The 25,377-nt window shown below is 45.3% G+C and carries 18 protein-coding genes; 6 read left to right on the plus strand and 12 right to left on the minus strand.

Annotated elements, in window-relative coordinates; all coding sequences use genetic code 11:
- Positions 1–67 precede the first annotated feature (67 nt).
- From ACTXGK_RS20475 to ACTXGK_RS20490, 4 genes are all read left to right on the plus strand, one after another.
- Positions 68–1,531: an NAD-dependent succinate-semialdehyde dehydrogenase gene (locus tag ACTXGK_RS20475; RefSeq protein ID WP_443516712.1), complete on the plus strand. Its 1,464-nt coding sequence runs from the start codon at positions 68–70 to the stop codon at positions 1,529–1,531.
- 160 nt (positions 1,532–1,691) lie between these two features.
- Positions 1,692–2,951 carry a 4-aminobutyrate--2-oxoglutarate transaminase gene (gene gabT, locus ACTXGK_RS20480; protein WP_443516714.1) on the plus strand — a complete coding sequence of 420 codons (1,260 nt, stop codon included), beginning with the start codon at positions 1,692–1,694 and terminating at the stop codon, positions 2,949–2,951.
- 301 nt (positions 2,952–3,252) lie between these two features.
- Complete coding sequence (locus tag ACTXGK_RS20485; protein ID WP_443516716.1) at positions 3,253–4,692, plus strand: APC family permease; 1,440 nt, start codon at positions 3,253–3,255, stop codon at positions 4,690–4,692.
- Positions 4,693–5,126: 434 nt separating this feature from the next.
- On the plus strand, positions 5,127–5,360 hold the full coding sequence (locus tag ACTXGK_RS20490; RefSeq protein WP_238037064.1) for a hypothetical protein: 234 nt from the start codon (positions 5,127–5,129) through the stop codon (positions 5,358–5,360).
- Positions 5,361–5,719: 359 nt separating this feature from the next.
- Here ACTXGK_RS20490 and ACTXGK_RS20495 read toward each other — a convergent pair whose 3' ends face one another.
- The 6 genes from ACTXGK_RS20495 to ACTXGK_RS20520 form a co-directional block, all read right to left on the minus strand.
- Positions 5,720–7,093: an NAD-dependent succinate-semialdehyde dehydrogenase gene (locus tag ACTXGK_RS20495; protein WP_443516717.1), complete on the minus strand. Its 1,374-nt coding sequence runs from the start codon at positions 7,091–7,093 to the stop codon at positions 5,720–5,722.
- A gap of 127 nt (positions 7,094–7,220) precedes the next feature.
- The gene (gene aguA, locus ACTXGK_RS20500; protein WP_443516719.1) at positions 7,221–8,330 is read right to left on the minus strand and encodes an agmatine deiminase; all 1,110 of its coding nucleotides are present in this window, start codon (positions 8,328–8,330) and stop codon (positions 7,221–7,223) included.
- A 64-nt stretch (positions 8,331–8,394) separates the two neighbouring features.
- A complete protein-coding gene (aguB, locus tag ACTXGK_RS20505) occupies positions 8,395–9,264 on the minus strand; it encodes an N-carbamoylputrescine amidase (RefSeq protein WP_443516720.1) in 870 nt (289 codons plus the stop codon).
- A 121-nt stretch (positions 9,265–9,385) separates the two neighbouring features.
- Positions 9,386–10,879, minus strand: a complete 1,494-nt coding sequence (locus ACTXGK_RS20510; protein ID WP_201601826.1) for a Na+/H+ antiporter NhaC family protein — start codon at positions 10,877–10,879, stop codon at positions 9,386–9,388.
- Positions 10,880–11,074: 195 nt separating this feature from the next.
- On the minus strand, positions 11,075–12,391 hold the full coding sequence (locus ACTXGK_RS20515) for an NAD(P)/FAD-dependent oxidoreductase (RefSeq protein WP_443516723.1): 1,317 nt from the start codon (positions 12,389–12,391) through the stop codon (positions 11,075–11,077).
- 1 nt (position 12,392) lies between these two features.
- On the minus strand, positions 12,393–13,736 hold the full coding sequence (locus tag ACTXGK_RS20520; RefSeq protein WP_443516724.1) for a glutamine synthetase family protein: 1,344 nt from the start codon (positions 13,734–13,736) through the stop codon (positions 12,393–12,395).
- Positions 13,737–14,129: 393 nt separating this feature from the next.
- Here ACTXGK_RS20520 and ACTXGK_RS20525 point away from each other — a divergent pair, with 393 nt between their 5' ends.
- Entirely contained in the window at positions 14,130–14,870 is a 741-nt protein-coding gene (locus ACTXGK_RS20525; RefSeq protein ID WP_443516726.1) for a gamma-glutamyl-gamma-aminobutyrate hydrolase family protein, read from the plus strand.
- The gene (gene relB / locus ACTXGK_RS20530; protein WP_443516728.1) at positions 14,845–15,627 is read left to right on the plus strand and encodes a type II toxin-antitoxin system RelB family anti-toxin; all 783 of its coding nucleotides are present in this window, start codon (positions 14,845–14,847) and stop codon (positions 15,625–15,627) included. The genes ACTXGK_RS20525 and relB overlap by 26 nt, the downstream gene beginning before the upstream one ends.
- Before the next feature lie 133 nt (positions 15,628–15,760).
- On the opposite strand, the gene ACTXGK_RS20535 is transcribed toward relB, so the two are convergent.
- The 6 genes from ACTXGK_RS20535 to carB form a co-directional block, all read right to left on the minus strand.
- Positions 15,761–17,137, minus strand: a complete 1,377-nt coding sequence (locus ACTXGK_RS20535; protein ID WP_443516729.1) for a glycosyltransferase — start codon at positions 17,135–17,137, stop codon at positions 15,761–15,763.
- A 142-nt stretch (positions 17,138–17,279) separates the two neighbouring features.
- Complete coding sequence (locus tag ACTXGK_RS20540) at positions 17,280–18,152, minus strand: TIGR03915 family putative DNA repair protein (RefSeq protein ID WP_443516731.1); 873 nt, start codon at positions 18,150–18,152, stop codon at positions 17,280–17,282.
- A 185-nt stretch (positions 18,153–18,337) separates the two neighbouring features.
- Complete coding sequence (locus ACTXGK_RS20545) at positions 18,338–19,606, minus strand: putative DNA modification/repair radical SAM protein (protein WP_371532498.1); 1,269 nt, start codon at positions 19,604–19,606, stop codon at positions 18,338–18,340.
- A 237-nt stretch (positions 19,607–19,843) separates the two neighbouring features.
- Complete coding sequence (locus ACTXGK_RS20550) at positions 19,844–20,731, minus strand: hypothetical protein (protein ID WP_443516734.1); 888 nt, start codon at positions 20,729–20,731, stop codon at positions 19,844–19,846.
- Positions 20,732–21,231: 500 nt separating this feature from the next.
- A complete protein-coding gene (greA, locus tag ACTXGK_RS20555) occupies positions 21,232–21,708 on the minus strand; it encodes a transcription elongation factor GreA (protein ID WP_201601811.1) in 477 nt (158 codons plus the stop codon).
- Between the two features lie 335 nt (positions 21,709–22,043).
- Positions 22,044–25,307 carry a carbamoyl-phosphate synthase large subunit gene (gene carB / locus ACTXGK_RS20560; protein WP_443516736.1) on the minus strand — a complete coding sequence of 1,088 codons (3,264 nt, stop codon included), beginning with the start codon at positions 25,305–25,307 and terminating at the stop codon, positions 22,044–22,046.
- Between the last annotated feature and the right edge of the window lie 70 nt (positions 25,308–25,377).

Raw genomic sequence — 25,377 nt, forward strand, 5'->3', positions numbered from 1 at the left:
AATTATTTAATGGCTACGGCTATATCCATTCTCATACACATACCTCTATATGACAAGGAGCGTCAACATGTCAAATACGCTACAGTTATCAAATCCAGATCTACTCAAACAATCTTGCTTCGTCAAAGACGGCTGGCACGTTGCTAGTGACGATGCAGTACTTGAAGTCAATAATCCATTCAACGATGAGCTTATAGGTACCGTGCCTAGCCTTACGACCGGTGATGTCAATGAAGCCGTTGCCTACGCTCATGAGGCTCAAGTTGATTGGGCGGCAAAAACCGCCAAAGAGCGTGCCGAGTTGTTACAAAAATGGGCAGATCTCATTGATGCCAATAAAGAAGATCTTGCCATTATCATGACCGCTGAACAAGGTAAGCCTCTTACTGAGTCACGCGGTGAAATCGGATATGCCAATAGCTTTATTCGCTGGTTCGCCGAAGAAGGCAAGCGCGTTTACGGTGACGTTATTCCTGCTAACAGTACGCAATTACGTCACGTCGTGCTCAAGCAGCCAGTCGGTGTTTGTGCCGCTATTACCCCTTGGAATTTCCCAGCCGCGATGATCACGCGCAAAGTCGCACCAGCGATGGCAGCAGGTTGTACGATTATCGTCAAACCAGCCACCGAAACACCATTTTCAGCATTGGCACTGGGTGCCTTAGCAGAGCAAGCAGGTATTCCTGCAGGTGTGCTCCAGATTGTAACGGGTAAATCATCAACTATTGGTGAAATCCTAACGGGTGATGCACGTATTCATAAGCTGTCGTTCACGGGCTCTACCGAAGTCGGTCGTACGCTAATGGCACAATGCGCGCCGACTATTAAGAAACTATCATTAGAGCTTGGTGGCAACGCGCCATTTATCGTCTTTGATGATGCAGATTTAGAGAAAGCTGCTGCAGGCCTTATCGCCTCTAAATACCGTAATGCGGGTCAGACCTGTGTGTGCGCCAACCGCGTATACGTGCAAGACAGCATCAAAGATGAGTTCTTAGACGTCTTTGTCAAAAAAGTGGCTGAGCTAAAAGTCGGTAATGGCTTGGAAGAGGGCGTAGATATTGGCCCGCTGATCAACAAAAAAGCATTAGATAAAGTTCAAGCGCTGCTAAAAGACGCCTTAGATAAGGGTGCCAAACTGGTCACGGGCGGTAGTGTCAATGATGCCTCAGAGCTGACGTATAACCCAACCGTTATCACTGATATCAGCAGTGACATGGACATCGCCTCTGAAGAGATCTTTGGACCAATTGCGACCATCTTTACCTTCAAAGACGAAGCAGAAGTGATTCGTGCTGCCAACGATACCATCTATGGTTTGGCTGCTTACTTCTATAGCGGCGACTATGCGCGCTCATGGCGCGTCACCGAAGGGCTGGAGTACGGCATCATTGGTCACAATACAGGCCTCATCTCTACAGAAGTTGCCCCATTTGGCGGTGTGAAGCAGTCTGGCTTTGGCCGCGAAGGCTCAAAATATGGTATCGAAGACTATATTACGACCAAATACTGGTGCTCTGACATCAGCTAATAAATAACTCGGCCAGTACTAAATAGAACATTTAACAAAACATTTCAGATATCGAACGGTGTTTTATCTCAGACAAGCACCGTTTGATATTACTAAGTCTCAAATGAACCGCCAATCATTAGATGGCATTTATGTTACGAACACAGAAAAGGACATTCCCATGACTACCAATCAATCATTACTTGAGCGCCGCAAAGCTGTTTTACCAACAGGACTTGGGGTTGCCTTTCCTATCTTTGCAGAAAAAGCAAAGAACTCAGAAATCTGGGACATTGAAGGCAAGCGTTATATCGACTTTGTCGGTGGTATCTCAGTATTGAACACCGGTCACAGCCATCCAAAAATCACTCAGCGTGTGCATGAGCAGCTCGATAAATTTACGCACACTGCGGCGCAAATGATCAACTATGAGTGCTACGTGGATTTGGCAGAAAAGCTGTGTGAAAAAGCCCCAATCAGCGGCGATACCAAGGCGTTCTTTTTGACCACTGGCGCAGAAGCGGTCGAAAACTGCATCAAGATTGCGCGTGCCAAAACCCGTCGTCCAGGTGTGATCTCTTTTGTTGGTGGCTGGCATGGTCGTACCATGATGTGTATGAGCCTGACAGGTAAAGTACTGCCATACAAAAAGAACTTCGGCCCTATGCCAGGACCTGTTTTCCATGCATTGTTCCCTGCAGAAGAGTTGAACGTGACAGAAGCGCAAGCGCTACATAGCCTTGATATGATCTTCCAAGCAGATATCGATCCTAGCGAAGTAGCAGCGATGATTGTTGAGCCAGTCCAAGGCGAGGGTGGTTTCCATCAGGTAACGCCATCATTTGCAAAAGCCTTGCGCGAGATCTGTGACGAGCATGGCATCGTACTTATTTTTGATGAAGTACAGTGTGGTTTTGCTCGTACAGGTACGTTGTTCGCCACTGAACAGCTAGGCGTTGAGCCTGATTTGATGACTGCCGCGAAGAGTTTGGCGGGTGGTTATCCTATCTCTGCGGTCATCGGCCGTGCTGATATCATGGATGCGCCGCAAGTAGGCGGCTTAGGCGGAACTTACTCTGGTAACCCACTGGCTTGTGTGGCTGCGCTTGCTGTGATGGAAGTGATCGAAGAAGAAAACTTACTGGAGCGTAGTATTGAGATTGGCGATACCATTGCTTCATTCCTAAAAGGCTTAAATCTAAGCAGCATCGGTCATATCCGTCATAAAGGCGCTATGCTAGCGTTTGAGCTAATCGATAGCGAAGGCAAACCTGATGCGGCAGCAGCAGCCAATCTAAAAGCAAAAGCATTTGAGCAAGGCTTGCTACTAGCGTCTTGTGGCATGTATGGCAATGCCATTCGTGTGATGGTGCCATTGACGGTCGAAGACGACGTGCTACAAGAAGGTCTTGATATCATCAAAGGTATCCTAGCGGCTTAATAGTTATCGAGTGTCATTTACTTTAGCGATGGATCGCTTTTAATCAAACATTGATTTTGATTGAAAAGTTATAGTTAAGATAACGGCAAGGTTGCCCTTATGACACTCACATGGAGTGTGATTTTAAACGGCGCCTTGCAAGTCAAGGCGCCGTTTTTGCTATGTGAATATCAAACAACGAGCAATCGGCTTTCTTTGGCGGAAACGATATATAGTAAATATGATGAGTGATATCTCATTAAACAGAAATAGTGTAACCATAAAAGGTTCACACGGATGACACACAGACAAGGAGTAGGTTATGTCTGAATTAAAGAAAACGTTAGGTGTGTTCGATATCATTGCGCTGGCATTCGGTGCGATGGTTGGTTGGGGCTGGGTCGTGCTGGCGGGTGGCTGGATTATCTCGGCGGGCATCTGGGGCGCAATCAGTGCATTCTTAATTGGCGGTCTTGTGGTGGTTTTGATTGGTGTGACGTATGCTGAATTGGCGGCATCCATGCCTATCACAGGAGGTGAGCACACGTATACACACCGTGCATTGGGGGTAAATATATCCTTTATTTGCTCATGGAGTATTTTATTTGGTTATTTTTCCGTCGTCGCTTTTGAGGCGGTGGCATTACCAACCGTTGTTGAATACGTTATTCCCAATTACAGCCAAGGTTATCTTTGGAACATCGCTGGTTGGGATGTTTATGCTACGTGGGTAGCGGTCGGTATGCTCGGCTCAATCATTGTCACATGGCTCAATATACGCGGTATGGAAGTCAGTGCGTGGTTCCAAAAGTTGGCAGTTGTCGGTATTTTCTGCGTTGGTATCTTACTGTTCGTTGGGGCGTTGTTATTCAATCCTGAAACCTCCAACTCAGTACAAGCACCAAACTTTATCGGTGGTATGGGCGGCATCATGACGGTGATGGTGATGGTACCGTTTTTGTTCGTGGGCTTCGATGTGATTCCACAAGCAGCAGAAGAAATCAATCTTACTCGTCCAAATATCGGCAAATTTTTGATTGTCTCTATCATTATCGCTGTACTTTGGTATGTGGCTGTCGCTTGGAGTGTGGGTAAAACATTACCATTATTACAAGCACAAGACTCAACATTGGCGACAGCTGATGCGATGACCAATGCTTGGAATGGTAAATGGGCTGGTACGTTGCTTGTTATTGGCGGTGTATTGGGGATTTTATCAAGCTGGAACGCGTTTCTTATCGGTGGCAGTCGCTTATTGTACGCCATGGGTAAAACGCACATGTTGCCACAGTTTTTGTGCAAACTACATCCTAAGTACAACACCCCAGTCAATGCGATCTTGCTGATCGGTGGCCTTGCCACACTAGCGCCATTATTTGGTCGCAAAATGCTTGTGTGGATTGTTGATGCGGGCGGCTTTGGTATTGTTATCGCTTATACTTGTGTTGCATTGTCATTCTTAGTGCTACGCTACCGTGAGCCTGATATGGTACGTCCATTTAGAGTACCAGCAGGTAAATTGGTTGGTATCATCACTATTATCTTGAGTCTTGGTATGTTGGCGCTGTACCTACCGGGTATGCCATCAGCCCTAGTTCCTATCGAGTGGTGGATATTCCTTGGTTGGACGGTTCTTGGCGGTGCAATGTATGGCTATGCGTCAATGAAAAACCCTGGTAAGAGTAAAGAGATTATGGATCATGAGCTACACGAGCTCAAAATTGTTAATCAACAATGGTTAAAAGAAAATCCATACAAATAATAGTCTCATTTTAGTCAGTCAACTACCTTAAAAAGCCTAACGTCAAACGTTAGGCTTTTTTTATGGTTTTTATGCTGCTTGAAAATGAGTCGATACGTTTGGAACGTCAGAATAGAGCTTGAAGTGACATGCTGATTCTTTATTTAAAGTGGTAATAGCAATCTAGTTCTCCCATATAGGAGCATTTGAGATTTTAAATGGAGCTGTATCTATTTTTACTGTCATTGAACGATGAATGGTTAGATTTTATAAAAAGCTTGTTTTTGAACGCTTAAAAGATATCTAGTACTCCTATATTCTTTTGATGGAATATTAAGTCATGTGTTTTTTTGTAATTAGTGAGTAAGTATTATATTCACTTATTGACATTTGTAAATTAAAAAGTAAAATTACGTACTGTTGTTTACTTTTATAATTTCGTGGACGATAAGGATATGATCAAAAGTGGAGATAAACTAAAATGCACCTGTGGCAATGATTTTTTTGTAGAAGGCTCGGTTTATACTGTAGGTAGTATCATAAGCGATAAATTTTTCCAAATAAATGTTGGTGCGAATGACGAGCATTGGTATGCAACGAAAGATAGCGAAGGGATATATGTTCGCTTTAATGCAGAAGACCATCTAGTAAATGATGCTTTTTTCGCTTTATTAAAACGCCAGTGCTAGATTTTTTAAGAAGTCTTTAAAACTTAAGTGTGCGTTTGAGATTCAGATGAAGATATGGAGCACTATTTATTATATGGTTATCAATAAATGGATTGGTCATTTGTTCTAATTTCATGGAGTAAGGTTATTCTGCAAGCTTCCTGAACCAGTAATTTTTCTGAACCAATAGTCATCTACAACATATCTATCATTTCCGGCGGTTGCTTGGGCAGCCTTACTTTAGTACTTTTATCAGCAGATTTAGGTATCAAGTGATTGATTAAAGTATCGTTGCTGACCGATACCATAAGTAAATTTTACGAAAAAGCCTAACGTCAAACGTTAGGCTTTTTTAGTGCATACAATCAAGTGCTTATACTTTAAGACTTATCACGGATAAGCTTATAGTTTAAGAATTCAGTGATACCCAGTGTACCAAGCTCACGACCAAATCCTGAGCGTTTAACGCCGCCAAACGGTGTGTTTGCTTCCGTACCAGAAGGTGCGTTGATCGTGACCATACCCACTTCCAATTTGTCAGCAATGTCAGCAGCTAGGGCAGCATCTTGCGTTTGGATAGAAGCACCAAGACCGAAAGGCACATCATTGGCGATCTTGATAGCATGATCGACATCACGAGCCTTGTATACAACGGCGACAGGGCCAAACAGCTCTTCACGGTAGACATCCATTGATTCAGTGACGTCTGTTAGTACCGCAGGTTTAAACCATGCACCAGGCTTATCTTTGACCAGTCCGCCTTCTACTAGGACCGTCGCGCCTGCTTCAACGGCACTATCTAATTGCGCTTGCAGATTGACTGCGGCAGCCTTTGAAGACATCGGACCGATAAAGGTTTTTGCATCAAGAGGATCGGCCAATGTCATATCACGTACAGCATCAGTAAAGCCCTCAACGAACTTGTCATAGACAGACTCAAGAACGATTAGGCGTTTGGCCGCGTTACAGGCTTGACCGGCATTACCAAAACGACCAGAAATCGCGCCTTTTATCGCTTGTTTGATGTCGGCATCACCCGCAACAATAAAGGCATCGGAGCCGCCCAGCTCTAGCACGACTTTTTTGAGGGCGCCGCCTGCTTCTTTGGCGACGGCTTGTCCAGCACGCTCAGAGCCAGTGAGTGAGATGCCATGTACGCGCTTGTCATGGATGATAGTGGCTGCTTGATCATTGGTGGCAAAAATATTGTTGTAAACGCCATCAGGGACGCCGACCTCTTTGAACATATCAGCGATCACTTCGGCAGTCTTAGGGCACTGAGGCGCGTGCTTTAAGATAATGGTGTTGCCTGCCATAAAGTTTGGTGCAACAAAACGTGCCACTTGATAATGTGGATAGTTCCACGGCATGATACCCAGTAGGACACCAACGGGGAGCTTCTCTACCGATGCTGAGCCTTTGCTGACATCAATCTTATTAGGCGCAAGTAGCTGCTCGGCAGTGTCTGCGTAGTATCGATAGATCTCAGCGACCAGACCGATTTCCCCTTTTGCTTGTGCAACAGGCTTACCCATCTCACTCGCCACGATACGAGCCAGCTCTTCTTGACGTTCAAGATAGATATCAGCAATTTTGTGCAAAAACGCCCCGCGCTCGCTTAGTGAAACGTGACGCCAGTCTTGATAAGCACTGTCTGCTTGCTCGATGACTTGCTGGATATCTTGATCAGTAGCGGTCGGGTAGGTTGCTTCTAGTTCACCAGTGGCTGGGTTATTGATTTGATAATCGCTCATAGCGCTGTCCTTGTTTTTGATGTGTTATTGGATTTGATATCCATTTATATTTGTCTTCTTATGGGTATACTTTTGCTTACTGCTAAGTATGCTTTATTATGGTTCATCCTATACCAAGCGGCGTACTTTAGAGTGACGCTTTGGTCACAGGTTGTTGCTGAGTGATACAGTGGATATTGCCGCCGCCATAGACAATCTCGCGGGTGCGTACGCCGATTACTTGATGCTGAGGAAAGACTTGTTTTAGCTGCTCGATAGCGAGGGCATCATTGATATCATCATATTGCGGTACGATGATCGCCTCATTACAAATCAAAAAATTGGCATAGGAGGCGATACAAACATCACCACTCAAACGCGGCTTGGCATCGTCAGATTGGACAATATCGTAGTCATCAGGCAAGACCAATGATTGCTGGGTACAACAAAGCTTATGAACTTTTAAGCGTCTGCCTTTTGCATCGGTCATATTTGAGAGCTGCTCATAGGCTTTTTGTGTGGCGTCATAAAACGGATGAGTAGGATCATCGGTATATAAACACACCACCTCACCAGGACGGGCAAAGCAGGCAATATCATCGACATGACCGGTGGTCTCATCAGGATCGATACCATCATCGATCCACAGCACTTTTTGTACATTGAGATAGGCTTTTAGTTTGTCTTTGATTTGTGCTTCAGTCAGGTGTGGATTGCGTCCAGGACTGAGCAAACACATACGGGTGGTCAGCACCGTGCCTTCACCATCGACATGAAACGCGCCGCCTTCCATCACAAAGCTATCTGTGCGATAGCGGTTAATATCTAGCTGCTCACACAGTCGTTCTGCGAGTTTATCGTCATCGTCCCAAGGCGAGTAGAGGCCATCATAGTCGCCGCCCCATGCATTGAATGTCCAATCACAAGCGCGTAGCTCACCGTCATCATTGACCAAAAACGTCGGAACGGTATCTCGCGCCCACGCATCATTGCTTGGCAGGGAGATGACATCGATATCGGCAGGCAAGCTATCGCGGCATTGCTCATAGTCATCTGGATTGACCAGCACACCTACGCTACAAAATTTACTGATCGCCAATGCAACATCGCTGTAAGCTTTTTTTGCAGGCGCGGCTTGTTGTCGCCAATTATCCGCTCGGTATGGCCATACCATCCATACTTTTTCTATCGGCTCAAACTCTGCTGGCATGTAAAAGCCGTCTTGCTCTGGTGTCGTATCGGTCAGTAATCTGGACATAAAATCACCTTATCGCATTCAAGCGATGATAAAAGTAGTGAGGATTGATTAAAAATAGAGCCAGTTAGCCATGAGTCAGCAGCGTGCCATACATAGATGGACGGCGGTCACGGAACACGCCCCATTGGCGACGCTCGATAGCAAGCTTGTCTAAATCAAAGGTCGTACTGATGACTTCGCTGGTCTCCGATGATGCTTCTTGTATGATCTCGCCGCGACCATCAGTGATAAATGAGCCACCATAGAACTGCATGGTACTGTCATTACCATTTTGGCTAATAGTCTCCGTGCCGATACGGTTGGATGCGATAACGGGCATCAGGTTGGCGGCGGCATGACCTTGCATACAGCGCTGCCAATGACCTTTTGAATTGATACCGAGGGTTGGCTCATCACCAATCGCAGTCGGATAAAATAACAGCTCTGCGCCCATCAATGCCATGCTACGGGCGCATTCTGGGAACCACTGATCCCAGCAAATACCGACCCCAATTTTGGCGTATTTGGTGTCCCAAACTTTAAAGCCTGTATCACCAGGGGTAAAGTAGAATTTTTCGGCATAAGGAATGCCATCTGGTATATGACTCTTGCGATAGGTGCCGAGTATTTCGCCATCGGCGTCAATCACGGTCACGCTATTAAAAAAGGTATTGCCTGACTTTTCATAAAAGCTGATCGGTAATACCACTTCTAGCTCCTTGGCCAACTGTTTGAAATGATTGATAGCGGCATTATCAGCAACGGTCGTTGCCAGCTTAAAATAATCAAATTCATGAACTTGGCAGAAGTACGGCGTCTCAAACAACTCTTGCAGTAAGATAATATTGGCACCTGCTTTGGCGGCTTTGGTGACCAAATCAGTGGCAGTGGCGATGTTTTGTTGGATATCCCAACCACAGGCCATTTGTGTGGTGGCAACGGTAACGTTTCGCATGATCTAAATCCTTTTAATAATAGACAGTAAATAGGTTATAAAGATAATAGGTTTTATGGTTTAACCAACCATTAGAGACTGTTGGTTAAACCATAGTGACAACGCTAACATTGGGTTTGGCTTACGCCATCATGTAACCCAATCCTAAGAAAGCTGCGACAGATAAACCGGCTCCTAGCATGGCATAGGGGAACTGGGTAAAGGCATGCTGCATGGGTGAGCAGCCAGCACCTTGCGCGGCAAGTAATGATGAGTCACTAAAGAAGCAGGCATGACTACCAAACGAGGACGCGGACAACAACGCACCAATCATAAGCGGCGTACTCACACCAAGAGCAAGCGATATCGGGAAGACAATCGGCATTGCCAACACATACAGCCCCCAACTTGATGATGTGGCGAAGGTTAAGAACGCCATGACTGCAAAGATAACCGCAGGGAAAATAATAATCGTCATATAAGGGGTGATGGCTTCGATCACATAGGTGGTCATGCCAAGATCATCATTGATGGCTTTTAAGAAAAATCCGCCAATAACCGTTGAGAGTGGATAAAGCATGACTTTGAAGCCTTTAAAGATAGACTCTACTTGCGTCTCAAAGCTCAAAATACCTTGCATCCAATAGATAATGACGGTGACAAAACAGGTGAGCAACGCACCGCGCAACAGATCGACTTCGAAGTAAATGGTTGAGACAATAAGCAAAATCATTGGGAAGGCAAAGTTTGCGATATTGGCTTTGAACGATAATTTGCGTTTGGCTTGCACGTTTGAGACCAGCTGCTCTTCGATGAAGGCTTCAGGGACAGGGTGGCCTGATTTGGCACGTTTCTCAGCTTTTTTCATCGGTCCCCAATCGCCTAATATGCCGTACGCGACCAAAAATACGATTAGGAGAGCGAACCATGCATACGCCATATAAGGAATGGCGCTGATATAAAGGCCAAGACCAGCACCATCTGCGGCCACACCGTTTTCTTCTAACAGACCTGCAAAATACACCGCCCATGTAGAGATAGGCACGATTACACACATCGGTGCGGCGGTGGAGTCAACGATATAGGCGAGTTTTTCGCGAGAGACGCCATACACATCAGTAAGTTTTTTGACAGAAGTGGAGACAGCAAGGCAGTTTAGATAATCATCAATAAAGACCACGATACCCAACGCAAACGTTGCAAGCAATGACTGTCGGCGCGATTTAATAATTTTTTGTAGCCATTCGCTAAAACCATCTAGGCAGCCACTAATTTCAAGCAATTGAATGAGTCCACCCATCAGACCACAGACGAGCACAATCCAAATAATGGTCTCATTGCCCAATACCATTGACATATTGTCTGCAAAAGGGGAGACCAGATCAAAGGGGTTGAGCATCACAAGGCCCGCGACACAGCCTGCCATCATAGATTCGAACGGTCGCCTAGAGATAATGGCGGTGACGAGCACCAATAACGTCGGCAATAAGGATAGGGCACCCCACGATTCGTCTGGGCCACGAGTCGTTGATAGCCACGCAAACGCTAAATAGATAGCGAGTGCGCCTAACACGGTGAGAAATACTCGCTTATTGTGATACTGCCCCTCGACAGCATCATTGAGTTTCATGTTCATACTTACGCTCCCTGTAAAACTCTATTTTTAGGACAAATTCTACGTTGTGATTGATGTCAGGTAGAAAGTAGCGAATTGGCTTTCTATCTAACCCTGTCACAGCACTCCATTGCTATGACAGGTCGATCTAATAACAGTCATTAAGAGCGTTGTATTTGTTCAGTGCTCAGTATTTAAGGCTCAGTGTTAGTGGGTTTATAGGCCAGTCGTATCTTTTAGTGCATACCACCATGAGCCCATCACTGAATAGGGCACGCGCAGTGCTCGACCACCCGGGAACGGAATCCATGGAATTTGGGCAAAAGTATCAAATTCTTTGGTTTTACCATTAATAGCATCGGCTAGGATTTGTCCGAACAGATGCGAGCCTGTCACGCCATGACCACTATAACCATGGGCGAAAAATACCCGATCGTGTAGCTTACCCATTTGCGGGACGCGAGAGAATGACAAAGCAAAATTACCGCTCCATGCGTAGTCAATTTTGACATCACGCAGCTCTGGAAAGATCTTGTTCATGTTGGGTCTGATTTTGGCGGTGATATCAGCGGGGTCTTGTCCGCCATATACTGTGCCGCCACCGAACAACATGCGTTTGTCTGCCGACAGGCGGTAGTAATCAAGAATATAGCGTACATCTTCGACACAGACATCGGTGGGTAGCAGCTGATCGGCTAAATCACCTAACGGCTCGGTTGCGATGATTTGTGTCGATACGGGCATGACACGGTCAGTCAACTTAGGAATCACTTTATTAAGATAAGCGTTACCGCACAGAATCGCTTGTTTACAAGTGACAGAGCCAAACTCAGTGATGACTTTGATAGAATCATCGGCATACTCAATATCTACCACCAAGGTGTTTTCATAAATTGTGCCGCCACCTTGTTCGATAGCCACCGCTTCACCTAGTGCAAGATTTAGTGGGTGCATATGACCACCTGAATGGTCAATGACCCCGCCCACATAAGCATCTGATTTGATATGTTCTTGCATGCCTTGCTTGTCTAGCATCTCTCTATCATGCATACCGTGGCTTTCCCATAGTGCATGGGTTTCTTGTAAATCTTTTAACTGTCCGTTGTTTAATGCGGCAAAGATATTTTTTTCTTTGAGATCACAATTGATATCGTAGTCGTTGACAAAACGGCGAATGATTTTGCCGCCGCGAGTCACCAGTTGACCGACGAAGTCTGCGCTTTGTTGACCATAAGACTTTTTGATTTTTTGCAGGCTGGCGTTTAGACCGTTGACGATCTGCCCGCCATTACGACCTGATGCGCCCCAACCAATCTGTGCGCCTTCAAGCACAACGACTTCGTGATCGGTTTCAATCAGATGCAGGGCAGTGGATAGGCCGCTAAAGCCGCCACCGACCACACAGATTTCTACTTGGATGTCATTTTCTAGCGTCGGTCTATCAGGCTTAGGGTTACGACTGGCAGCGTAATAGCTGTCAGGATATTGACCTTTGTCTGAATAGTGCGGGATATTTCGCGTGTTGTTAGACATATTACACATCCTGTAAATAGGTAAGGTATTCAAGGTTGGTGACTTGCTGGGCAAAGCGTTTGGCCTCTTGCTTTTTGACGGCAATCAACAGCTCAATCATCTCGCTTGGGAATAGCGAATCGATGATATCGCTGCTTTCAAATTTACGAATGGCCGAAAGCCAATCTAACGGCAAGGTCTTCAGTTCCGCTTCGTTATAAGTAATACTATTGACGGGTTCTGGTGCCTCCAACTTGTTTTCGATGCCATATAGCATGCCTGCTAACACGGCACTACAAACCAAGTAAGGGTTGGCATCAGCGCCAGAGACACGGTGCTCGATTCGACGTGCTTTGGTATCGCCACCAGGGATACGTACGGCTGCTGTGCGATTCTCATAACCCCATGACACGTTGTTCGGTGCCAGTGTACCGGGCGTAAAGCGACGATAAGAGTTAACGTGCGGTGCAAACAATAATGTACAGTCCGACATGGTTTTTAATAGACCCGCAACCGCATGGCGCAAAATCTCTGAACCCTCATCTGTCCCGTTGTCAAAGACATTATTGCCGTCTTTATCTAACAAGCTGCAATGCACATGAAAACCGTTGCCAGATTGCAGACCAAAAGGTTTTGCCATAAAAGTGGCGGTGAGCTTACGGCGAGCAGCTACTGCTTTGACGACCTGCTTGAACAAAATAGCATCGTCCGCCGCTTTGAGCGGATCATTGACGTGTAATAAATTAATCTCAAACTGACCGCAGCCGTTTTCAGCCAACGCCGCATCAACAGGAATATCGAGCTTTTCGCACTGCGCATAGACCTCATCTAAAAACTCATCGAACTGCAATAAATCATTGATGCTCAAAATTGAGGTTTTATTCAGTCTCAGTCCGCTTTTAGGGCGGATAGGCGGTCTTGGCGTTTCCCCTTCGGTATAGTCAACCAAATAAAACTCTAGCTCTGTTGCCATTACAGGAGTCAGACCAAGCGCTTGGAATTTTTTGCTGATGTAATCTAACACATGACGAGCATCGCCGTAGTAAGGCTCATCGTCTTCGGTATAGAGCCAAACGGGCAGTAACGATGACGGCGCACTGGTATTGAGAAGGGGATAAGCGGCGCGGCCAGTCGGTTTGGCAATCGCATCGATATCGCCATTACACTGAGAAGATTCAATAACATCCGCACCCCAGATATCGACCCCTAAAATTGACATCGGTAGTCGTATCGCGCCTTTTTCTGCTTTTTCCATTTGATCGAAGGGGATGCGCTTACCACGAAGTAAGCCATTAATATCACCTGCTGCAACATAGACATATTCTGTGTTATTTGCAGATTCGACCATTCCATTGGTTGTCATCATATCTATTCTTCCTATGAATTTTAGAGCTATTGGGATTGTGGTTATGACAGTTATTGCACCTAAGTACGTATGAATTTGTGATGAAAATGGCGATAAATGTTTGATAAAACAGTAATTTATAAGAAAGTGATTATTCACTGTTTATATTCATTAAGAGGTACTTATCAATCTAATATAGGTATGAAAACTATAGTTGTCAATTTTTATTTAAAATTATCGTTAAATCACCCATTTTTCTCTAATTTATACAAATAAGGCCAATTTATATAAAAATATTAATAATATTGAAGTTTATAGTTTACATTCAATCGAATGCTATGGTAAATTTTAGCTAAACAAGGAATCAAACAATATTGCCTGCTAGGCTTCATTGTTATCAATAGGGAAAACGACATGAAAAATTCTAGACCTATCATCGCGATTGTTGCTTGTTATAAGATGGTCGATGGTCAGCCCTCTCAAGCGGTATATCAAAAGTATATCGATGCGGTTAATTTTTATGGCGGTAATCCTATATTGCTACCAAGTACAGCCGCTGATGACGAAAATTTCGATGCACTGCTAGCTATCGCAGATGGTATTTTATTAACAGGCAGCTACAGCAATGTGGCACCAGCACGTTATGGCGCAACGCACATCGAAGCAAAACAAGATTTGGGCCGTGATGAGTTAAGCTTTAAATTACTGGCTTATGCAGACAGAACGGGTACGCCGCTGCTGGCCGTTTGCCGAGGTCTGCAAGAGATGAATGTTTACTTTGAAGGGACGCTGCATCCTGATTGGCGCGAGGTAGAAGGGTTTTATGAGCCGCACTTAGAGGACAGCACGCAACCACTTGAGGTGCAATATCAGCCCGTACATGATGTCATTATCCAGCCTGATGGCAGACTTGCGGCGTTCGGTGAAAAATGGCACGTCAACTCCTTACATAAGCAAGCCATCAATAAAGTAGGTGAACGTTTATTTGTCGAAGCCCTAGCCCCTGATGGCTTGGTAGAAGCCATTAGCTTGTTACAACATCCCTTTATGATTGGTGTACAATGGCATCCTGAGTTAAATTATGCACAAGATAACTTGTCCAAATTTCTATTCATGGAATTCATTCACTATGCCAGCACACCCCAAATCGAGTAGCACCACTAAAGATCCGGTAGATATCGACAGCGCTAACACTGATATAGATAAAAGTGTCGATAACGAGATTGGCAACAGCATCGACGCTGATGTTGCCAGTGACAAAGATATTGATATCGAGGAAGATGATGACATCAGTAGTGATGACGAAGATGAGTTGACAGATTCTGAAACAGACACGTCTAGCGACACTGATGAATCGATAGAAGAAGACATCGGTAAAAAAATCAATCAGCTGCGCCTTGCAAAAGGTTACTCGCAGCGTAAATTGGCGAAATTATCAGGACTGACAAACACTTCTATTAGCTCTATTGAGCGTAATAAGGTGAGTCCCGCCGTAAATACCTTGAAGGCGATTTTGGCAGTGTTAGGTTCTGATTTGACCACGTTTTTTAGCGATGAGTGGAAGGAGCCAAAGGCGAGAGTGATTGTAACGCCAAAGGATTTGCTAGAGCTTAGTGAGCCCAGTAGCAGAGTATCGTTAAAACAAGTCTATAACTGTAGCGCGACCAGAAACTTAGGATTTTTGATCGAAACGTATCAGCCAAACAGCTCAACAGAAGAAAGAATTGCTCATGAAGGTGAGGAGATTGGTACGGTCATCGAAGGCAAAATTATCATCCGTATCAATGAGACCACGTATTTGTTAAATGAAGGGGATAGCTATGTGATTGATACCAATCAACCGCATACTTTTATTAATCCTACGGATGGTGTGTCTCGCATTGTCAGTGCACATACACCAATGACTTATTAGGCTCGCGCTTAGATCTTTAGTCTAAATACAGCTTGATAATGCCACTTCCATTGTTGGAAGTGGCATTTTTTTGCTTAATACATCTCATCATAACCGAGATTGGCGTCTGCACAGATAGAGGTAGGCAGTCAGCTTATGACTTTTGATCAGCGTCAGATACTTCTGATTTGATATCTGCTTTTGTTGTTTCTTCTATTTTTGCTTCATCTTCTATTTCTGGCGATTCCGCTTTGTTTGCTTTTTCTTTTATCAATTTGACTTTTGGGCGCTTGGGGATGGGTTCAACATGTTTGACCGCCGCACCAAAGGCAGGTTTAGAGGTTTTTTTGAGACTTCTTTTGATTCTTCGTACGGCGAGCGCATCGGCCTCAGCCTGTTCTTCTGCCAGCGCAGTATCGTACAATCCTTGGTATACCGCGAGGGTCTTTTCGATCATCTCACGCATGGTGAATTTGTTGGTCATCTCAGGTCGCGTCACGCTTTCTAATTGATTGCGCACTGCTTTACACAACGAGTTGGCATTGTGCTTTTTGACCAGTCCTTGCGGATAGAGTGGTTGTAGGATTTCGCTAAAAGCTGCCTGATCCCAGCCAATGACAGGGGTGCCCAAATGAATCGCTTGCAGGGCATTAATACCGATTGATTCTGGCTCATTGGCAAGTGCCATAACGATATTGGCTGCTGAGAGCCATTCACGCATGTCATTGCGTTTGCTACCCACATAAGTAATGCGCTCAGCCAACCCCAAACTGTTGGTACGTTGACGAAAGTCTTCATGAGCGACATCACCATCTTTATAATCATCGTCCATAATGATGACATGAATATTGGGAAATTGCTCTTGTAGATTGCCTAAGATATCAATCAGCCACTCTTGACCATACTCATTACCAATGACGGTTGGAAATACGAGCCACTTCTTGTGCTCCAGCTCAGGATATTCCGCAAAGGTATGACGCAACCAATAGACCGAAGGATTGTGCCGATAAGGATAGCGCCGAGTATCGATGCCGCGGTAGATACGTGTGATGACTTTCGGATCGACTTCTTCACGGCGTAACCCTTTTTTGAGGTACTGGGTGACGCTATCAGATACAGTGATAATCGTATCGACATTGAGCAATGCTTGCGAGTATTTATTGATGGGATAAAACCCATACATGGTTGAGACCAGCTTTGGGAAACGTTTGACGCGCGCACGGCGCAGTGCTAAATGCAATATCCATGCAGGCGTGCGCGAGTGTACATGAATGACATCAGGCTCATACTTCTCAATCAAATGCCGCAGTGCTGAGACTTGCAGTAGTGCTAGCCACGATTTTTTGTTCATGTATAGCTGATGATATATGTTGCCGTCACGCTTGAGGCGTCTGACCAAGTCATTATTTTCACTGGCACTAGCGACAATAATGGAGGTATGCTCGTTTTTGACCAGTGCGCGCCCAAGATGAAAAATACCGCGCTCGGATTCATCATGCTTCAAAGACGATAGTAAGCGCATAACTTTCATAATAGCGTGGGTCACCGGTTAGTAATATCAAGCTGCTATTGTCAGTTAAAAGCGCTTAAAACTCAACCATCAAGATAAAAAGATAGCGTCAGATATTTGGTTTTCCAGCAGACATGAGCATGACTGTCTTGGCTAAAAATTGCTAACGACGTTTTTGTAGATGCTCAGCGTTGGGCAGTACTTGTTTTTCGCTTAAGTATTTCCAGTAGCGCTGTGGTAGATACTGTCTATGCAGTTTGGGGTTTTTACGCTCTTTGATATTGACGTTGGTAAAGTAACCCTGCCAAAACTTTTGATAGCGCTGCTCATCGGGACTGTGGATACTGGCAGGGTTGCGTAAGACGGCATCATTGAGATCGGTAATGGTTTGCAGGGGTGCAGGACGAGTAGGCGTGCTATTACTTTTATCATAATAAATGCCATAACCACGCGTCAGATCGTAGATCGCCCAGTGTTGGTCTTGATAACGTTGGCGAAAATGCTCTCCAATCAGTGGCAATACGTTAAAATCAGGCTCAACCCGCGCAAAATAAATATCATCAGTGGTGTGCTCAAAGCGTACAAATGCCTCCATGCGATGTTTTTCACGGCCAACAGATTTGACCGTTTGCACCAGCTCAAGCACGTCCAAATTACCCAAATCCTGCATGATATTTCGGCGAGGGTAGTCGATGGCATATTTGACCACGCGGAACAAGGTTGTGCCGATGTCGTCCTTTTCTGATAAGAACCCCCACAAGATATTGCGCATACCTGAGCGACCAAGCAAGCTATTCAGCTTAACCAATACGCGCTCTGCGTTATCTGCATCCGTTGCGACGCTAGTCGCTTGCGCAATTAAGGAAGGTACATAACAGTCTTGAGCCGTTAGCTTGAGTGAGTCGTCTTCTTGCAATCGATTGGCATAAACATAAAACACCGCGCTGAGCCAGCCTTCAAAGCTTGGCTCATACAGCACAATGCTGGGCGTTAACTGACCGATAGCGTAAGCGTCGTTTTGCACAAGTGCTGACATGGTTTATCCTGAAACGATGTGAAATGTATTTTGGCTCGTCATAAAATCTATGTAAGTATTGTCAAATGCTACTGGTGGATATTTTTCTTGCGTGCTGTTCGCATCGCGTGACAGAGGCTGCAAAAAATATCACCAGTAGCGCTACCTTTTTATTTTATTGATTTATATTTAAAACAATGCCAAATTTAAAACAACGCCAGCTGTCCGCTACGTTGATCTTTAAACTTGGTCTGCGTTTGCGCCAGTACGTACTGACGGAAGTTATCGCGTGTCAAATGGGCAAGATGCTCGTTTTTGCCGGTGGTTGCGATAAAATACTTGGCACGGTTGACCGCGGCTCCCATCTTTTTTAGATGATAGAGCGTCAACTGGTTAAATTTGCGTGCTTTGACGATTTTTTTGGCAGTCTTGGTACCGATACCAGGGATACGCACGATCATCTCATAAGTCGCTGTCTGAATATTGACAGGGAAATGTTCACGATGGCGTATTGCCCATGCCAGTTTCGGGTCACAGTCTAAGTCCAAAAATGGCGACTCTGGCTCCACAATCTCATGCGCACCAAACCCATAAAAACGCATTAACCAATCTGCTTGATACAGACGGTTCTCACGTACCATCGGCACAGGGGTACCAATCGCGGGCAAGCGATTGTCAGAGAGCATCGGTACATAACCTGAGTAATAGACACGCTTGAGATCATAGGTTTTATAAAAGTGACTCGATAGCTGAATCACCTGCAAGTCAGTCTCGTTACTTGCACCAACGATCATTTGGCTGGTCTGACCGGCGGGCGTAAATTTAGGCGCTTTTTTATGAGTTTTGCGACTCTCACGGATGGTGATAATTTCTTCTTTTACCGTCTCCATCGGCGCTTTTAATTGCTCGTGTGATTTTTCTGGTGCAAGTAAAGCCAGTCCTGATTTGGTTGGGATTTCAATATTCACACTCAAGCGATCGGCGTAGAGTCCTGCTTCGAGCAATAGTTCCTTTGACGCACCGGGGATGGTCTTTAGATGAATATACCCATTAAAGCGCTCGCGAGTACGCAGGATTTTGGCAACTTCGACCAGTCGCTCCATCGTATAGTCGCCACTTTTGAAGATACCAGAGCTGAGAAACAGCCCCTCAATATAGTTACGGCGGTAGAATTGCATGGTCAAATCGACCACTTCTTCGACACTAAAAGCAGCGCGCGGCGTGTCGTTGCTTTTACGTGAAGTGCAATACGCACAATCATAGATGCAATGATTGGTCAAAAGAATTTTTAGCAGACTGACGCAGCGACCATCTTCGGTATAGCTGTGACAGATACCGCTTTTTGAGGCATCGCCTAGACCGCCGCCTTGGTTCTTACGCGTACCAGCGGAAGATGAGCAGGAGACATCATATTTGGCAGCGTCGGCCAAAATATTGAGCTTGCCCTGTAATCTTTCATAATTGATGTTTGCCATAAGTCGGTTATTACCAATTAATTGATGAGTAACTATTTTACCAAAATATGTATTAAGCCATTGTATTTATAAGAAAATTTAAAAAATAACACGACAAATAGTGTCGTATGTGTCAAGAGGTTGTGAACGAGCATAAATACTACTCGATATGACACGCATTAAAAAAGGCCCTGAGTATTCAAGACCTTTTGCAAAGTAATACTGTTAAAGACACGTTCGCTGTCATTAGTGAGTTATTTACTGCACTCTAGCTCTTATCACAACGGTTTGATTACCATTGGCATTAAGATTTGCTAAGTTCCATTTCAGGCCAGAGTAGTTTTCTTGCACAACAACGGTATTGCCAACTTGTTGAATGGTTTGATAAGTGTCGCCGCCAGTGGTGGCAAACGTTGGTAGTGGGCTATTTAACGATACTAGCTGCACGCCGCTTGGTAATGAAACCATAGCGTTGATGTCATTAACTGGCTGTGCCGTGGTGTTGGTGTATGTGGTGTGATATTCAATGACATCACCAGGGGCGATATGATTGGCAGGCACCGCAACTTCACGTCCAGCGCCATTTTTCATGATTTTCATGACCTTGGTGTTTGCATTGACGACACCCGGTGTGCTAAAAGTCGGGGTCAATTGCAAGGTATCTAACGTGGTCGTCGTGATTTGATTGGTGACAGGCTGGTTAGTGATGACGGTTGTCGCTGGCGCATTCATGACAGGCAACTGAGTAGCAGTGGCAACAGGCAGGACTTGTGTCACGGTGCTGACTGGCGCCGTGACGACGTCTACCTTGGTGACGCTATTGGTCATTCGATTGGTGACCGGTACGCTAGTGACGGTTGTGCTTCCTTGAACCACAGGAGACTGACGAACGACATAGCGCGGCACAGTCGTCACTTGTGTCACGGCATAAGGCATGCCATCTTGCATCGTAATACCGTTTGGTGTCGCAGTAATAGTGGCTGTTTGGCCATTAGAATATTGTTCAACTACCGTCGTGCTACCACCAGTAGATGAGCTGATCGCGATCTCAGGAGCGGCATGGGCTGAGAATGCAAGCACCATACCTGCGAATATTGCAGATACCGTGGTGGTTAGTGCTGATGGTGCATAAGATTTCATGGTCATAATAGACTCCTTAACAGTATCAATAAAAAAAGCAGCGATAAGTAAAACAGCAATAATTAACGTCTAAACAAGCAAAACCCCCGCTAAATGACACCAAAAAGTATGCCAAATAACGAGGGTGTTAGTACTGACGATAGCCGGTGTCTATAATCAGACCATCATTATTTTGAGTAAAAGTGCTTCAGGATAAATTTATATCGATATTACGGGCTAATATCACCTAATATAAAAATTACGATGCACTAAAAACTAAAATAATTATGCGCCAAAATAAATCATGTATAAAAGCTGCATTGTGTAACCGAAACGGTACAAATGCTATCAATACGTAATGTTGCTTATATTCATGTTATTGGGTGGCGAGTAGCCAGCCGTATCTGTCACTGTCAAACATGTTTACTATTTAAGAGAACTAGTATTTAAAGAGCTATTATTCAAAGAGCCTTTCATCCAGCATTGAAAGCATCACGCCTACGGATGATCAGAAATAGTGAGTCTTATTAGTCGTAGATAACTTTCATCACTTCGTATTCCACCACGCCCTTTGGCGTTTCGATACGTACTTCATCGCCTTCAAACTTACCGATGAGGCCACGAGCGATCGGTGAGTTAACTGAGATTTTGCCAGCCTTGAAATCAGCCTCATCATCGCCGACGATTTTGTACTGTTTTTCTTCTTCAGTGTCCATGTTTTCGATTATGACGCTGACGCCAAACACGATACGACCTTCTTTTGGCAATGTTGAAGGATCGATGACTTGTGCGCCGCCAAGTTTGGCTTCGATATCACGGATACGTGCTTCACAAAACCCTTGTTGCTCGCGGGCAGCGTGGTATTCAGCGTTTTCTTTCAAATCGCCGTGTTCGCGTGCTTCAGCAATTGATGCGGTGATGCGTGGACGATCGACACTTTTTAGCTGTTTTAATTCGGCTTCTAAAGCCGCGTGTCCTTGCGGAGTCATTGGGTAACGTTGCATGTTTTTTCCTTAAACCAATAACACCACACCACCTCATAGTGAGATGGTGTCAGTGTTGTTGCAATGGGTATAAAATATAAAAAGAGTGATAATTAAGACGCCGTAATAAATAAGTCGGCTGTCATTTATGAGTGTGTCTCACCTCAATTCAAGAATAGGCGTACTTAAGCTTACGTAATAAAAAGCATAGTCGCAATTTAGCCACTATGCTTTTTAGGTCTATCACGATAAAGGTGTCACTCATCAAAGGTTGCTGGTTGATTATAAAGAAAACAACCAGCCATGCTTGAATGAGTTTTTAAGCAAGCCTAACAGTTATGCTTAATCTACTGAAATTATTTAGCCGCGTCAATAGACTTTGCTTGCTCATGCAAATCTTGTAACTTATAGACATCAAACGGTAAGTCAATGGCATAAGATTTACAGACAGCATCTGCCGCGCCTAACGTGGTGACATAGAACACTTTGCCTTGTAGCGCACTACGGCGGATAGAGAACGAATCCTCTTGTGCCTGCTTGCCTTCAGTCGTATTGATGATAAGGTCGATTTTGCCGTTTTTCAAGGCATCGACGATATGCGGACGACCTTCAGTGACTTTGTTGATTTGCTGACATTCGATACCAGCGTCGCTCAGCACCTTTTTCGTGCCAGTCGTTGAGACGATTTTGAAGCCAAAGTCTACCAGTTGACGGGCGATCGGAGCGATTTGCGCTTTGTCACTGTCACGAACTGAGATAAAGACAGTCTTAGTCTCGCCTTCAGTAGGCAAGCCTGGCAGACGCTCGTTACTACCGATGATGGCTTTGTAGAATGCTTCGCCAAAGGTTTTACCCACACCCATGACTTCACCCGTTGATTTCATCTCAGGACTCAAGATTGGGTCAACACCTGGGAATTTAGCAAATGGGAACACTGCTTCTTTGACGGCATAAAATGCTGGAACAATTTCAGTCGTGAAACCTTGGTCTTTAAGCGAAGTGCCAGCCATACAACGAGCCGCAACCTGCGCTAATGAGGTACCGATACACTTAGAGACAAACGGTACGGTACGGGCAGCACGTGGGTTCACTTCTAGGATATATACGGTTTCGCCTTTGACAGCAAACTGAACGTTCATCAGACCGACAACACCAAGCTCTTTTGCCATGGCAACCGTTTGCGCGCGCATCACATCACATAACTCTTTAGACAGTGAGTATGGTGGCAATGAACATGCTGAGTCACCTGAGTGGACGCCAGCCTGTTCGATATGCTGCATGATACCGCCAATGACGACATCAGTACCGTCACATACACAGTCAACATCAACTTCGATGGCATCATCTAAGAAGCGATCGAGTAGGACAGGTGCTTCGTTTGAAGCCTGAACTGCGGTACGTAGGTAATGTCTGAGCTCGTCTTCGTTGTAGACGATTTCCATCGCGCGCCCACCAAGGACGTATGATGGACGTACAACCAGTGGATAGCCCACGTCTTTTGCTTTAACCAAGCCATCTTCCAAGCTGGTGGCTAATGCGTTCGACGGCTGTACTAGGTTTAGCTGTTGAATCATGTGCTGGAAGCGTTCACGGTCTTCAGCGCGGTCGATCGCATCTGGGCTAGTACCGATGATTTTTACGCCTGCTGACTCTAGAGCGCGGGCCAGTTTCAATGGCGTTTGACCACCAAACTGTACAATCACACCGTCTGGGTTTTCGATACGTACGATTTCTAGCACGTCTTCTAATGTGATTGGCTCAAAGTATAGACGGTCAGAGGTGTCATAATCGGTTGAAACGGTTTCTGGGTTACAGTTGACCATGATTGTTTCATAGCCGTCTTCACGCATGGCAAGCGCAGCATGTACACAGCAGTAATCAAACTCAATGCCTTGACCGATACGGTTAGGGCCGCCACCGATAACCATGATTTTTTTCTTGTCAGTTGGGTTGGCTTCACATTCGCTATCGTAGGTTGAGTACATATAAGCGGTGCTGGTCGCAAACTCTGCAGCACAGGTATCGACACGCTTATACACGGGATAGACGCCTAGGTCCCAACGTTTTTTGCGTAGTTGCTTTTGTGAGATACCAAGTAGTTTAGCCAAACGCAAATCTGACAAACCTTTACGTTTGAAGCTGCGTAGATTTTTCTCGTTTAATCCACCAAAGCCTAGTGATTTCACTGTCGCTTCAGTTTTAACGATGTCTTCGATCTGCACCAAGAACCATGGGTCAATCTTGGTGAAGTTGAACACCTCATCGACGCTCATACCAACGCGGAAGGCATCAGCGATATAGTAGATGCGATCAGGGGTTGGAATCGTTAGGCGATTGATAATCTCGCTACGAGCCTTCTCAGCACTGACTTTTGATAAATCAACTTGCTCATCAAAACCGTCCGCGCCTGTTTCCATACCGCGTAATGCTTTTTGCATCGACTCTTGGAAGTTACGACCAATCGCCATCACTTCGCCGACCGATTTCATCTGAGTCGATAGGATGTTGTCCGCTTGTGGGAATTTTTCAAAGTTAAAACGAGGTATCTTAGTCACGACATAATCAAGGGCAGGCTCAAAGCTCGCTGGGGTTTTGCCACCCGTGATGTCATTTTGCAATTCATCTAGTGTGTAACCAATCGCCAGTTTTGCCGCGATTTTGGCAATCGGGAAGCCAGTCGCTTTTGACGCTAGGGCAGACGAGCGTGATACGCGTGGGTTCATTTCGATGACGACCATGCGGCCCGTATCAGGGTTGATACCGAACTGGACGTTTGAGCCACCCGTTTCTACACCGATCTCACGCAGTACCGCGAGTGATGCGTTACGCATGATTTGGTATTCTTTATCGGTCAGCGTCTGCGCAGGGGCTACGGTGATTGAGTCGCCTGTATGCACGCCCATTGGGTCAAAGTTTTCGATGGCACAGATGATGATGCAGTTGTCATTTTTGTCACGAACCACTTCCATCTCGTACTCTTTCCAACCGATGAGTGACTCATCGATGAGTAGCTGATGGTTTGGTGACAGATCAAAACCGCGCTCACAAATCTCGATAAACTCATCGCGGTTATACGCGATACCGCCACCCGAGCCGCCCATGGTGAATGACGGACGAATGATACACGGATAGCCCATTTTTTCTTGAGTAGCAAAAGCTTCTTCCATGGTTTCAGCCGTTTCAGCGCGCGGGCACTCAAGACCGATACGTTTCATCGCTTTGTCAAATAAGTCGCGATCTTCTGCCATCTCGATCGAGTCTTTGGTCGCGCCAATCAGCTCGCAGTCATACTTAGTCAGTACGCCATGCTTATCTAGGTCTAGCGCGCAGTTTAGGGCGGTCTGTCCGCCCATGGTTGGCAAGATCGCATCAGGACGCTCTTTGGCAATGATTTGCTCAACCGTCTGCCACGTGATCGGCTCGATATAGGTGGCATCTGCCATGACAGGATCGGTCATGATGGTCGCAGGGTTTGAGTTGACCAAGATGACACGGTAGCCTTCTTCTTTTAGTGCTTTACACGCCTGTGCGCCTGAGTAGTCAAACTCACACGCTTGGCCGATAACGATGGGGCCTGCGCCAATGATAAGAATGCTTTTTATGTCGGTACGTTTTGGCATAGTTAGAGCTACCTTCGTTTGATGATATTTTAAGTAATCTTTATTTTTAATAACGCTTATGGCGTTTTAT

The organism is Psychrobacter sp. T6-5 (assembly GCF_052258485.2).
In the GTDB taxonomy this organism is placed as follows: Bacteria; Pseudomonadota; Gammaproteobacteria; order Pseudomonadales; family Moraxellaceae; genus Psychrobacter.